This window comes from Komarekiella delphini-convector SJRDD-AB1, from assembly GCF_014831675.1.
In the GTDB taxonomy this organism is placed as follows: domain Bacteria; phylum Cyanobacteriota; class Cyanobacteriia; order Cyanobacteriales; family Nostocaceae; genus Komarekiella.
In genome coordinates, this window is the sequence record NZ_VJXY01000022.1 from 113,974 (window position 1) to 127,039 (window position 13,066).

General features: G+C 42.3%; 10 protein-coding genes. 4 read left to right on the top strand and 6 right to left on the bottom strand.

The window, feature by feature from the left end:
* Positions 1-97: 97 nt before the first annotated feature.
* From FNW02_RS20160 to FNW02_RS20170, 3 genes are all read right to left on the bottom strand, one after another.
* Positions 98-1,159 (bottom strand): DUF3326 domain-containing protein, encoded by a 1,062-nt coding sequence (locus tag FNW02_RS20160; RefSeq protein WP_191759284.1) that lies wholly within the window; start codon positions 1,157-1,159, stop codon positions 98-100.
* A gap of 132 nt (positions 1,160-1,291) precedes the next feature.
* The gene (locus FNW02_RS20165; RefSeq protein WP_191759285.1) at positions 1,292-1,474 is read right to left on the bottom strand and encodes a hypothetical protein; all 183 of its coding nucleotides are present in this window, start codon (positions 1,472-1,474) and stop codon (positions 1,292-1,294) included.
* Positions 1,475-1,606: 132 nt separating this feature from the next.
* The gene (locus FNW02_RS20170; protein WP_191759286.1) at positions 1,607-1,924 is read right to left on the bottom strand and encodes a 2Fe-2S iron-sulfur cluster-binding protein; all 318 of its coding nucleotides are present in this window, start codon (positions 1,922-1,924) and stop codon (positions 1,607-1,609) included.
* 327 nt (positions 1,925-2,251) lie between these two features.
* Between FNW02_RS20170 and acnB the strand changes: the two genes are divergently transcribed.
* On the top strand, positions 2,252-4,933 hold the full coding sequence (acnB, locus tag FNW02_RS20175; RefSeq protein WP_191759287.1) for a bifunctional aconitate hydratase 2/2-methylisocitrate dehydratase: 2,682 nt from the start codon (positions 2,252-2,254) through the stop codon (positions 4,931-4,933).
* Between the two features lie 71 nt (positions 4,934-5,004).
* Here acnB and FNW02_RS20180 read toward each other — a convergent pair whose 3' ends face one another.
* Positions 5,005-5,187 carry a CsbD family protein gene (locus FNW02_RS20180; protein ID WP_191759288.1) on the bottom strand — a complete coding sequence of 61 codons (183 nt, stop codon included), beginning with the start codon at positions 5,185-5,187 and terminating at the stop codon, positions 5,005-5,007.
* 952 nt (positions 5,188-6,139) lie between these two features.
* Here FNW02_RS20180 and FNW02_RS20185 point away from each other — a divergent pair.
* From FNW02_RS20185 to FNW02_RS20195, 3 genes are all read left to right on the top strand, one after another.
* The gene (locus FNW02_RS20185; RefSeq protein ID WP_191759289.1) at positions 6,140-6,418 is read left to right on the top strand and encodes a GlsB/YeaQ/YmgE family stress response membrane protein; all 279 of its coding nucleotides are present in this window, start codon (positions 6,140-6,142) and stop codon (positions 6,416-6,418) included.
* 59 nt (positions 6,419-6,477) lie between these two features.
* Positions 6,478-7,422 carry a general stress protein gene (locus FNW02_RS20190; RefSeq protein ID WP_191759290.1) on the top strand — a complete coding sequence of 315 codons (945 nt, stop codon included), beginning with the start codon at positions 6,478-6,480 and terminating at the stop codon, positions 7,420-7,422.
* A gap of 188 nt (positions 7,423-7,610) precedes the next feature.
* Positions 7,611-11,306, top strand: coding sequence for a response regulator (locus tag FNW02_RS20195; protein WP_191759291.1), 3,696 nt, complete (start codon positions 7,611-7,613; stop codon positions 11,304-11,306).
* A gap of 78 nt (positions 11,307-11,384) precedes the next feature.
* Here FNW02_RS20195 and FNW02_RS20200 read toward each other — a convergent pair whose 3' ends face one another.
* A complete protein-coding gene (locus FNW02_RS20200) occupies positions 11,385-12,566 on the bottom strand; it encodes an ARPP-2 domain-containing protein (protein WP_191759292.1) in 1,182 nt (393 codons plus the stop codon).
* A gap of 81 nt (positions 12,567-12,647) precedes the next feature.
* Entirely contained in the window at positions 12,648-12,992 is a 345-nt protein-coding gene (locus FNW02_RS20205; RefSeq protein WP_191759293.1) for a hypothetical protein, read from the bottom strand.
* Positions 12,993-13,066: the final 74 nt, after the last annotated feature.

The window sequence follows — 13,066 nt, forward strand, 5'->3', positions numbered from 1 at the left end:
GGGCAGAGGGGCAGGGGGGCAGGAGGAGAATATATACTGACTGTTGACTGTTGACTGTTGACTGTTGACTGTTGACTGTTGACTGTTGAGTGTTGACTCATGAATTACGAAGTGGAGCAAAGCGACTTGAACTGAGAGCAGATAGATTAATGCCTGCTTTGTGTGCTACTAATACACCCACTGCCTCTAAATATGAGTTTACCTGTATGGATTTGATCCCCAACGGCTGGGGAGGAACTTGTATTTGAGTTTTATTTTCTTCGACTGTAATTATTTGGCATCGCTTCTGATTTAAACTGAGTAAGGCACTACCACCGCAAGCAGTTGCGGGTACGATCGCAGCATCTACATGATCTACCCAAATATCTTCTTGTGAAGATGCAACTAACCCTTTATTTACTATAAATTGTGGGGCGCGACTCAAGCCGACAAGGACGCTCGGTAAGAAAGTATAGCCTAATTCTTCGGCGGCGGAACGAGGTGATAAATCTGGTTCTGGGGGTACGCTTGCAAGGGCAGGAGAATGGGCGCAAGGTATTTGAAAGGTTCGCACTAGCAGATGGCTAATTACGGCTTCTGCACCCGCCAAGGGATCTACGCCTTTACCTTGGCGGTAGTTTTGTACTGCCTCTTCATCCATATCATCGGGGAAACGGGCAACAACTGCGATCGCTTCTGCCCCCACTTTGTTAACTAAGATTTCAGCTGCCCTTAACAAGCTATCTGGGTTGCCAATTGTTCCCCAACTAGCTCCCGATGGGGCTGTGCGTAATTCTACATTTAGCGGGGCATCAGTAATTACATAATCTGTTACTGACAATCCTAGAGTTGCTCTGGCTGCATCTGCTGCTTGTAAGTGTCGTAGTCGCAATTCTGGCTCAATACCTTGGTCTAAAAGCAAGCCTACTTTATTGGTATGTACAGGTTTTAATCCCCAGCATCCAGCAGCAAATTTGTCAAGCCCATAACCTTCAACATAAAAAGCATTGGGGAGATTCCAGTACAAACTAGCGCCATTGAGAACATTAGGGTGAGTGATCAGGCGATCGCAAACCTGTGCTATAACTCTGGCAACAGGCAAAGCATCACCAGCATAACCACCAATGGCAGCCCCAACGCCAGTTGGTACAATTAAAATCGCAGTGTATGGACGTTGCATATTAAATCAGTCAACAGTGAACAGTAAACAGTAAACAGTAGATTATTGGTCTTGGAAGACGCAATAAATCGCGCCTCTACATCAGGGTTTTGGGCTTATCTGAACTGTATTGACTGATAACTGATAACTGAACTACTCAGCACTGGCTGTGGTGACAACGGCTTCAACAGTAGCTTTTTGCTGTGCAACTTCCACAGAGGTAATTGCCCAGCGTAGGGGTTCACCTTGTTTTTGTAACTCTGCTTCAATTACTTTTTGTAATTCTGTCGGAGTTTCTTGAAGGTCAATTTCTGCGGTAATAAAATGAGTTGTCATCGTTTTAAATCCTGTTATTTTCTAGTTTCTAGAATAATTGATATCAGGTGCTAATAAATACTTATGTTGTTTATCAGTCTTGATAATATCAGTTATCAATCAAAGCGTGTACTGATAACTGTTTACCGATTATTAGTCTTTACCAAATTGCAACTGATAAACTATTTCTTCTTTTTCTGTCTCAATTTTCAAATCAGAAAGAGGTTTGGCGATACAAAGCAATACGTAACCTTGTTTTTGCAAATCTAGACTAACGCCCATGCCTTCGGTTTGATCTACAGTTCCCTCGGCTATTTGTCCAGCGCAAGTTGTGCAAACACCCGCATGACAGGAACTCGGTAAATCTAAACCAGCGGCATCGGCAACTGATAAGATGGTTTCATCTTCAGGAACTTGCAAAGTATGAATTTTGCCTTGGTGGTGGATTTCCACAGTGTAAGTTTTGGGCATATATAATAGAAGTGTGATGTAATGAGAACTTTCAGCTAAGGCTTCCTTAGATCAGAAGTTCGGTGGACAAACGAATTATATTATCTGATAAATAAGCACACAAACAAGCTAAGAAAGACAAAAAGAGAATTATTTTTAAACAGCTTTATCGACAAAAATAGCTATACAGTTATAATTATAAGTCCTCGCTAGACAAAAAACTTAAAGTAAGGAGGCTCACTTCCTGTGAATTCTACCTGTAAAGATTTGTAAGGTAGAATGCTCCTGAAACTTAGGAAGTGATTAGAAACACTTAAAGAATGTTTGGCTGAATATTTGGAGTTCAGAATGCTGGAATCATATCGTAAACACGTTGCCGAAAGAGCAGCACTGGGAATTCCCCCTTTACCTTTGGATGCAAAGCAAACGTCAGAGTTATGTGAATTACTGAAAAATCCACCAGAGGGTGAAGCAGAAACATTATTACATTTATTGCGCGATCGCGTTCCCCCTGGTGTTGATGCAGCAGCTTACGTCAAAGCTGGGTTTCTCACCGCCATTGCCAAAAAAGAAATTACCAGCCCCTTAATTTCGCGCATAGAAGCGGTGGAATTATTAGGGACAATGATAGGTGGCTATAATGTACAATCTTTAATTGATTTGCTGCAATTCCCCACTGTATCCGTTTCCGACTCTTCCGAAACACCGCTGGTGATGGGGGGACAAGGAAAAGAACCCATCGCTGCATACGCCGCCAACGCTTTAAGCAAAATTTTGTTGGTGTACGACGCCTACCACGATGTTTTAGAATTATCTAAAACTAATCCCTTCGCCAAGCGGGTAATTGACTCTTGGGCAGAAGCCGAGTGGTTTACCCTGCGTCCCACACTACCTGAAGCTATTACCGTCACCGTCTTCAAAGTTCCTGGCGAAACCAACACCGACGATTTATCCCCCGCCCAAAGCGCTACCACACGCCCGGATATTCCCTTACACGCCTTAGTGATGCTAGAGTCACGGCAACCGGGAAGTTTAGCAACAATTGCCGAGTTAAAGAAAAAAGGGCATCCTGTTGCTTACGTGGGTGATGTAGTTGGTACAGGCTCCTCGCGCAAATCTGCCATTAACTCTGTGTTGTGGCACATGGGAAATGATATACCTTTTGTGCCGAACAAACGCGCTGGGGGGTATATTTTAGGTGGTGCGATCGCGCCAATCTTCTTTAACACAGCTGAAGATGCAGGTGCTTTGCCCATTCAATGCGATGTCACCAAACTAGAAACTGGTATGGTGATTACCATCCATCCCTACAAAGGCGAAATCACCACTGTAGAGACGTTGCATGCAACGTCTGGCGAAGTCATCTCTACCTTCACCCTCAAACCCGATACCATTCTTGACGAAGTCCGTGCAGGTGGACGTATCCCCCTACTAATTGGGCGTACCCTCACCGATAAAACTCGCCAAGCACTTGGTTTAGAACCCAGCCCCGTTTTCATCCGTCCCCAGCAACCCTCCGACACAGGTAAAGGTTATACCCAAGCACAGAAAATGGTTGGTAAAGCTTGCGGATTACCTGGTGTCCGTCCCGGTACATCTTGTGAACCCATGATGACCACCGTCGGTTCTCAAGATACCACAGGCCCAATGACCCGCGACGAATTAAAAGAACTCGCTTGTCTTGGCTTTAGTGCAGATTTAGTGATGCAGAGTTTTTGTCACACAGCCGCTTATCCCAAACCAGTTGACATTCAAACTCAGCAAGAACTACCCGACTTCTTCGCCTCCCGTGGCGGTGTCGCCTTGCGTCCTGGTGATGGGATTATTCACTCTTGGCTCAACCGAATGCTGTTACCCGATACTGTCGGAACAGGCGGAGACTCTCACACTCGCTTTCCTTTGGGTATTTCCTTCCCCGCAGGTTCCGGGTTAGTAGCCTTTGCGGGTGCTTTGGGTGTGATGCCTTTAGATATGCCAGAATCCGTATTGGTAAGATTTAAAGGTGAATTGCAACCCGGTATCACCTTACGAGATGTTGTAAATGCCATTCCCTACGTAGCAATTCAAAAAGGTTTGCTGACAGTAGAGAAGCAAAATAAGAAAAACGTCTTCTCTGGAAAGATTCTAGAGATGGAAGGCTTACCAAATTTGAAAGTTGAACAAGCATTTGAGCTTACCGATGCTAGTGCCGAACGCTCCTGTGCAGGTTGTACAATTAAGCTGAGTGTAGAAACAATTGCCGAATATCTGCGTTCTAATGTAGTGCTGCTGAAAAACATGGCAGCCAGAGGTTACAAAGATGCGCGTACCATCCTGCGCCGCGTCGCCAAAATGGAAGAATGGTTAGCTAATCCCGTGCTAATAGAAGCTGATGCAAATGCAGAGTATGCCGAAATTATTGAAATTGATTTGAACGAAATCAAAGAACCAATTGTAGCTGCTCCTAATGATCCTGATAATGTGAAATTATTATCGGAAGTTGCTAATGATGCTGTGCAAGAAGTATTTGTCGGTTCTTGTATGACGAATATTGGTCATTATCGGGCAACAGCTAAAGTTTTAGAAGGTGCAGGTGAAGTAAAAACTCGCTTGTGGATTTGTCCACCAACTCGCATGGATGAACACCAACTTAAAGAAGAAGGTGTGTATGGTATTTTTGATGCTGCAAATGCGCGCACAGAAATGCCAGGATGTAGTTTATGTATGGGTAATCAGGCGCGAGTTGCTGATGGAACAACGGTGTTTTCTACCTCTACCCGCAACTTCAATAATCGCATGGGCAAAGATGCGCGAGTGTATCTTGGTTCAGCTGAATTAGCCGCAGTTTGTGCGCTGTTGGGACGCATTCCCACAGTACAGGAATATATGGATATTGTGGCCAACAAAATTCATCCTTTTGCCGATGATTTGTATCGGTATTTAAACTTTGATCAAATCGTTGGTTTTGAGGATGAAGGGCGCGTGATTTCATTAGAAGACATGCCAAGGCTTGAGGATATTTTGGGTATGCCAGCTAGTACATTGCGCTAATAGTCCAATTTTACTAAGATACCCGACTTCTGTTAGAAGTCGGGTATCTTAGTAAGTCGAGAATCTGAACTCTATTCTAAAGACTTCTTAATATCATCTTTGATGTTTTCAACAGTGTGGCGAACTTGGGATTCGGCTTGCTTAGCTTGACCTTCAGCTTTGTCATTAGGGTTGCCAGTAACTTCGCCTACTATCTCTTGTACCTTGCCTTCAATATTTTTAGCAACAGCTTTTGCTCTATCTTCAATACTCATCTTTAACTCCTATGTTTATTGATTTATTTGGTCAGTCTTGCTTAGTAAGCTATGCAATGTTTATATATTATATTTGTGCAATTTTTAATTCTTCTATCTAGAGTTATTTTTATTGAAAAGTTTTTTGTCCGTTATACATAGTTTTTTAAAACATTAATTCATCTTGGAGAATCTAATAAAGTAGCCAAAAGAGATAAGCCAATGGTTCCATAGCTATATCTTTTGATAAATACCTTTCAGCCTAAAGGTAGACTCTGTAGAGATAATCTACTGATAAATTACCTACTATTGCCAGAAGTCGTTAAATAGTATACATATTTAGATTAATCTTTTAGTATATATCCAAAGAAAAAATTATATAAATAGTATTAGGCTTTAATTATTAACGCTTAGATTAAGTAAAACTTAAGTTTTTAACTGGGAATAGTATGGTCAAATCCCTTATTTGTAAAGCTCTATTTTATGTAAAATTAGAGTAACAAGTTATTAGCTTGATAGTGTAAATAAACTCATTTTTTAACCAGTTTTTTATACAAGTAATAATAGTAGTAAGTTTAGACATTACATCAATACGCGATCGCAATATCTATGTTAATTAAGTATTGCTATCTTTGGATGCTGCAATGGCGCAAGTACACGCCCAGCGTAGGCGATCGCATACTTTAAGACCCTTCTCTAAGTTAAATTGTGTCTTTTCAGATTTGATCTAAACTAATTCCCTCGGAGAAAGTTTTTGCTACAAAATCAGAGTTTCTGCCAGATTTCAAGGGTTATGTTCCGGGATTTGGATCAAGTCGATCTTAGAGATGACCTAATGTGGATTCAAATAATATCTAAAGATTTTTAATATTAGTTCGCTAGATAGAGCATGAATTTTGTAACTTAATTTTAAGATGAAATAGTCAAAAGCGGAGCAAAACCGCATCTTTAGAGAAAACAGGAGACATTTGTTATGGGTAACATAATTGCTTGGTTGGTTTTAGGGTTAATTGCAGGTGCGTTAGCCAAATTCTTTTATCCAGGACAACAAGGTGGCGGTATTTTGTCCACTATTGTATTAGGAATTTTAGGAGCGGTAGTTGGGGGTTATCTAGGACAAGTATTGTTAGGAAGTGGTTCGGCAGCGGCAGCATCCGTAGGCGCTTTATCACTTGGAAGTATTTTATTTGCTGTTCTTGGTGCAATGCTATTGATCTTCCTTTGGGGTTTAGTGACTCGTAGAGCTGTGTAATTTTACGAGACTCAGCTAATATCATCGTAAAACATTGCTAGTCGCAAGAAACAGATAAAATGACATTAGAAAAAGAGCGAAGATCTGTTGGCGTTTTTGCTAAACGTTCAGATGCAGAACTAGCACTTCGGGAACTAAAAGCTGCTAATTTTCCAATGCATAAGGTTTCTGTAATTGCGCGAAACGCACAAGAGCAAAGTGATATTGCTGGTATTCAAGTCAAAGAAAACACTGGCAATATAGCTGAGGAGGGTGCTGCTGCTGGAGCAATTACGGGGGGTGCATTAGGTAGTCTGACTGGCTTACTACTTGGTCTAGGCCTTTTGGCAATTCCTGGAATAGGGCCAATCATGCTAGCTGGAGCCGAAGCAACAGCCATCGCTACGGCTTTAGCTGGTGGTGCGCTCGGTGTAACCGCAGGTAGTTTAACTGGTGCGCTCTTGGGCTTAGGAATTCCTGAAGCCCAAGCACAGGCTTATAGCGACCTAGTATCTAAAGGTTACTATTTAGTGATAGTAACAGGTATAGAAGCAGAGATTCGTCTTGCCAGAAATATGTTCCATTATCGTGGTATTCAAAAATGGGACGTTTATAATATGGTTTTACCTCCAAGTGGTCGATATAAGTACGGAATTGGTGCTTTTTCGACGCGACAAGACGTTGAAAAAGCACTTACTGAACTGAGGGCAGCTGGTTTTCCGATGAGTCACATAACAGTGATTGCTAAAGATATCACCACTCTCACTGGACTTTCTGAAGTATATATCAGCAGTTCCAAAGATAACTTTGTTGCATTACAAATTCCTGACGATTTAGCCAAATACTATGAAAATCAAGTAACCAAGGGTGATTACCTAGTGTTGCTGAATGGTACTGATATTCACATAGCAGCTGCAAAAACCATTTTAGAGAATCATAGAGTTCAAGATTTTTGCATATATAACCAACCCGTTAATGCAACTAAAAACGATTACCAGATTCTTAGTAACAAACGTAACTTCTAAAATCTTAAGGTAACAGGGCTAAAGGTTTTTTCTTTTCCCTTTACCGCTTATTTTTTAACCTTGACTAACAAGTATTTGTGGAGTTTGTTGAACAAGAACAAGATTCCCGACTTCTCTAAGAAGTCGGGAATCTAAGTAAGGAATGTCATCATACTATAGAGAGATAGCGTAAATAATTACCTTAGATAATGTTAAACAGTTTGAAGATTGGAACCAAAATTGGAGCAGGTTTTGCCTTGAGTCTGGCAATTCTGACCACAATTGGTCTAATCTCTTACCAAAGTACCAATGAACTAATTGAAACTTCGCGCCGAGAAAAACATACTTACCAGGTTTTAAATCAGCTAGATAAGGTCAGTTCTCAGTTGATCAATGCTGAAACCGGGCAACGCGGTTTCATCATTACAGGCGAACAGCGCTATCTAGAACCTTACAGCGCTGCGATGAAAAGCTTAGATCAACAAATTAAAGAACTTCAGAAGTTAACAGAAGATAATCCTAATCAACAAAATCGGATTTATAGATTACAGCCATTGATAAACCAGAGGATGGCTGTAATGAAAAATGTCATTGATCTACGGCAAAGGCAAGGCTTAGAATCTGCTCAGCAAGCCATTCTAACAGACAGTGGCAAGCAGTTAATGGATGAGATTCAAAAACTGTTGCAGGCGATGGAAAATGAGGAAAATGTACTGCTGAAACAGCGTTCTGAAAAAGCACAAGTAGCTACCCAGCAAACTATCGCCAGTATTGTTTATGGTATTCCCTCATCTTTTTTAATTTTAGCTTTGATAGGATTCTTACTAAGTCGGCATATCTCAAAACCGCTGAAACAAGTTTCTGATTTGGCGGAAAATATTGCAGATGGGGATTTCTCGGTAAGTTTACCAAACAGCGATCGCCAGGATGAAATTGGCGTATTAACGCGAATTTTCAACCAGATGATTATTAATCTGCAAAACACAACTCAAAAAAATGAGGAGCAAAGGTGGCTCAAATCTAATTTGGCTGAATTTACCCAAACGCTTCAGGGTCAGCGAAATCTAGAAAGTGTGTCTCGCTTGATATTGTCGAATCTTGCACCACTGCTTGGAGCACCGCAAGGCGTTTTTTACATAATGGAATCTGTAGACGACCAGCCTGTGCTGAAGTTGTTGAGTAGCTATGCTTACAAAGAACGCAAAAATGTTGCAAATCAGTTTCATTTGGGTGAAGGGTTGGTGGGACAGTGCGCCCTAGAAAAACAAAGAATTCTTCTAACTCAAGTTCCGAGTGATTATATTCGCATCAGTTCTGGGTTGGGAGAAGCCTTACCGCTCAATATTATTGTGTTGCCTATACTGTTTGAGATGCAGGTAAAAGCTGTTATTGAACTTGCCTCTTTTCAGCCTTTTAGCGAGTTGTATTTAACATTCTTGGAGCAATTTTGTGAAATTTTAGGTGTGTTCTTGAACAATATCGCTGCCAACGTGCAAACTCAGCAACTACTTCAAGAGTCAGTAACTTTAACACAGGAATTGCAAACCCAGCAAGAAGAACTACAGCAAAGCAATCAACGCCTAGAAGAACAAGCACAGGATTTAGAAGAATCAAGATTTCTCTTGAAGCAATCTAACGAAGAATTGCAGCAGTTGAATGAGGAGCTAGAAGAAAAAGCAGAATTATTAGAGGTGCAAAACCGAGAAGTTGCCCGCAAAAATCAGGAAGTTGAACAGGCAAGAAAGTCTTTGGAAGATAAAGCCGAGCAACTGGCATTGTCTTCAAAATATAAATCAGAATTTCTAGCGAATATGTCCCACGAGTTACGGACGCCGCTTAATAGCTTGCTGATTTTAGCACGACTTTTGTCAGACAACTCTGGGGGCAATTTATCAGACAAACAAGTGGAATATAGTCGGACAATCTACTCTGCTGGCACGGATCTGCTGGAGTTGATTAATGATATTTTAGATTTGGCAAAAATCGAGTCAGGTACTCTATCAGTAGATATTTCACGAATATACTTAACAGATTTGCAGAGTTCTCTAGAGCAGACTTTCCGTCAAATTGCTCAGAACAAAGGACTCAGTTTTGCTATTGAATTGGATGATAACTTACCAGATGCAATCTTTAACGACCCTAAACGCCTGCAACAAGTGCTGAAAAACTTGCTATCTAACGCTTTGAAATTCACTGAACAAGGAGGCGTGAAGCTACAAATTAGCATGGATGCAGAAGCGGCACAACTTGATGGCAGCAAACACAGCAGTCCGATGATTGCTTTTGCAGTCAGCGATACGGGTATTGGCATTCCAATCGAGAAGCAGAAGATCATTTTTGAGGCATTTCAGCAAGCAGATGGCACAACTAGCCGCAAGTTTGGGGGAACTGGCTTAGGTTTGTCGATTAGCCGCGAGCTTGCTCAGCTGTTGGGGGGAAGAATTGAACTAGTTAGCCAACCAGGGGAGGGAAGTACCTTTACTCTCTATCTACCGCAGACTTATTCAGAAAATGGGGAAACTACTCACAAGCAAGACAAAAAAGAAGTTTTTTCCTTACAACTTGCAAAATCCCAAATACAGGAAGCTGACCCCCGGACTGCTCTACATCAACCCACAACATCTGAGGTTCCGCTCACAGGAAGCCGACCTTCGGACTTATCTCTATTAGCGAAGCAAATCCCCAATCTGCCTAATGAAGTCGCAGATGATCGGGATACAATTCAAAGCGGCGATCGCATTTTACTTGTAATCGAAGATGACGATAAATTTGCCCGCATCTTACTAGAAATGGCACGTGAACAGGGCTTTAAAGTGCTCGTTGCTTTGCATAGTAAACAAGGCTTAATCCTAGCTCAACAATTTAAGCCCGATGCAATTACGCTGGATATTCACATGCCAGAGATGGACGGTTGGTCGTTACTAGATCGTTTAAAACGCGATCCAGATACCAGGCATATACCAGTACACATCCTTTCTGGTGATGACAGACAGCAACGGGGGTTACAGCTAGGAGCTATTACTTACCTGCAAAAACCCGTTTCTCCAGAAGATTTAACTCAGGTCTTAACTGAAATTAAAGGCTTTATTGAGCGTAAGGTAAAAAATCTTTTAATAATCGAAGATGACCCCGTGCAAGCCCAAAGTATTATCGAATTAATCGGCAATAGCGATGTCCATAGTACGGCAGTGGGTACGGGAGCAGAAGCACTCGCAATTTTGCGCTCAAATCGCTTTGATTGTATCGTCCTGGATCTCGGTTTGCCCGATATGAGCGGGTTTGACCTGATTGAGCAGATTAAGCAAGAATCCAGCCTTTTGAAACTGCCAATTATCATCTACACTGGCAAAGAACTAAATCGGCAAGAAGAAAGCCAACTCAGGGGACTGGCAGAAACAATTATCATTAAGAATGTGCGATCGCCAGAACGATTGTTAGATGAAACTGCCTTATTCTTGCATCGAGTGCAAGCAGATTTACCCCCGCCTAAACGTCAGATATTAGAGCAACTGCGCCAAACCGATCCAGTGCTGGCTAATCGGAAAATTCTGATTGTGGATGATGACCTGCGTAATATTTTTGCCCTGACTAGTTTCTTAGAAAGCTATCAAATGCAAGTGCTATTTGCAGAAAATGGCAGAGATGGCATTGAAATGCTGCAAGCTAATCCTGAGATTAGTATAGTTTTGATGGATGTGATGATGCCAGAAATGGATGGTTACGAAACAACTCGCGCCATCCGCCAGCAACAGATGTTCCGCTCACTGCCAATTATTGCTTTAACTGCCAAAGCTATGCCAGGCGATCGTGAAAAGTGCATCGAAGCTGGAGCCTCTGATTACATTACCAAACCTGTAGATACAGAACAACTGCTTTCATTATTGCGGGTTTGGCTGTATCGATAGTAGAAACGTTGCAATGCAAAGTCTCTACGTGGTCTATCTGTCGCATTGTTTTTGGGATTAATTATTGGGTTATTCTAATTAAGACTTTTTAACCTTTTTGCGTGCTGCGTCGCGCACTTGTTGATTTAGCAAATAGCCAAAGCCGGCTGCTTCTATACGACACACAAACTCTTCGCGGGTATGGGAAAGTGCTTTGGCAGTAGCATCCAGATTCCAATTGTATTGAGCTAGCTTGCTGAGTAAATAAGCACGACGAGTCTGGGCTTCTGAGAGACGATAGATTTTGAGGTACTCTATTTCTCCAGTTTCGCGCGCGATCGCTTCCCCGATATAATTTTCGTGCTTGAGTTGCAAATTAGTCATAAACCGTTGCAGCACAAAAGGCCCAGCCGTATAAACTCTTTGAGAATGCAGTTCACGTTGCAGTAATCCTTCCGCCATGAACCCCTGAAATGATGCCCAATCTGATCGCATTTTGGCGATCGCTCCTCTCAAATCTGCCAAACTATTAATCTTAGACTCATCTACAGATACATCCATTGGTAAGGTCGTATCGTAAAGCAAGCCGTACTGGTAAATCAAGTCACTGTAGAAATCCTCTAGCAAACTAGTGTGCAAAGCCCGATAATCCTCCGGCGTGGGAACCACAAAAGCAGAGGCTAAAGCTTCGGCAACAAATACTAAAACTCCAACTTGTCTACTATGGATCTCAAACACCCGCAAAGCATCTTCCAATCCCGCAATATAACGCCCACTAACAGCAGTTTCATAGCGCGAACCAAGTCCGTGAGATAGGGCATACCGAGAATACTCACTCCAAGCAATATCAGGGCCAGAAAAAAACAGCGACAAAAAACCTTCCATTGCCAAGTGTAGTGGTAAAAACCTGAGTTGATTCGCTGATTCTCGCTTAGCCATGCGATGCATCAACCGCACACTTGCACAACCGCAGTCCAAACGCTTACCATCAGGCTTAACTATCTGTCCGCCAAAGCTGGCGACTGGACTGCCATCATCACTCCAAGACATTACCAGCCCGTGAGGTACATAAGAAAAGTACTTCATACCTGGTTTTGTCATTTCACCTTCTAGGGAAACAACTGTAATATCTTCGTCATAAGAACGGCGCAGCAAGCGCAAGTCACCATGCACTTGACGCCGCAGTAGTGGCACAATACGGACTGCTCCCCGGACTTGGGAAGGTGCAATATCTAATCCTTTCAGGGATATATCTGTTAATAATTTGCTTTTGAGTGCCATATTTAAGAGTTGGGAGATAGGAGATAGAAGTTGGGAGATAGGAGACAGGAGATAGGAGTCAAAAATTAGTGACTTTGCTTATCAAGAGAAACAAGTTTTTGTAATTAAGTCTTTTAAAAGCGCAACTTCCAAGCTCAAAAGCTCAATTGTCGTGCTTAGAGGTGCAACTTTCAAGCTCAAAGGTTCAACCGCCATGCTCAAAGGTTCAACCGCCATGCTCAAAAGCTCAACCGCCATGCTCAAAGGTTCAACCGTCATGCTCAAAGGTTCAACCGTCATGCTCAAAGGTTCAACCGTCATGCCCAGAAGTTTAAACGTCATGCCCAGAGGTTCAACCGTCATGCTCAGAGGTTCAACCGTCATGCCCAGAAGTTCAACCGTCATGCTCAAAGGTTCAACCGTCATGCTCAAAGGTTCAACCGTCATGCTTTAAAAGCTCCCCTTTGCTCCCCTGCCCCCCTGCCCCTCCGCTCCCCTGCCCCCCTGCCCCTCCGCTCCCC

What these genes read in the sequence shown, in the direction of transcription:
- FNW02_RS20180 (WP_191759288.1), bottom strand. Translation starts at nt 5,187, where the DNA reads ATGAGTATTGAAGATAGAGCAAAAGCTGTTGCTAAAAATATTGAAGGC.
- FNW02_RS20205 (WP_191759293.1), bottom strand. Translation starts at nt 12,992, where the DNA reads ATGACGGTTGAACCTTTGAGCATGACGGTTGAACCTTTGAGCATGACG.
- FNW02_RS20170 (WP_191759286.1), bottom strand. Translation starts at nt 1,924, where the DNA reads ATGCCCAAAACTTACACTGTGGAAATCCACCACCAAGGCAAAATTCAT.
- FNW02_RS20195 (WP_191759291.1), top strand. Translation starts at nt 7,611, where the DNA reads ATGTTAAACAGTTTGAAGATTGGAACCAAAATTGGAGCAGGTTTTGCC.
- acnB (WP_191759287.1), top strand. Translation starts at nt 2,252, where the DNA reads ATGCTGGAATCATATCGTAAACACGTTGCCGAAAGAGCAGCACTGGGA.
- FNW02_RS20190 (WP_191759290.1), top strand. Translation starts at nt 6,478, where the DNA reads ATGACATTAGAAAAAGAGCGAAGATCTGTTGGCGTTTTTGCTAAACGT.
- FNW02_RS20200 (WP_191759292.1), bottom strand. Translation starts at nt 12,566, where the DNA reads ATGGCACTCAAAAGCAAATTATTAACAGATATATCCCTGAAAGGATTA.
- FNW02_RS20185 (WP_191759289.1), top strand. Translation starts at nt 6,140, where the DNA reads ATGGGTAACATAATTGCTTGGTTGGTTTTAGGGTTAATTGCAGGTGCG.
- FNW02_RS20165 (WP_191759285.1), bottom strand. Translation starts at nt 1,474, where the DNA reads ATGACAACTCATTTTATTACCGCAGAAATTGACCTTCAAGAAACTCCG.
- FNW02_RS20160 (WP_191759284.1), bottom strand. Translation starts at nt 1,159, where the DNA reads ATGCAACGTCCATACACTGCGATTTTAATTGTACCAACTGGCGTTGGG.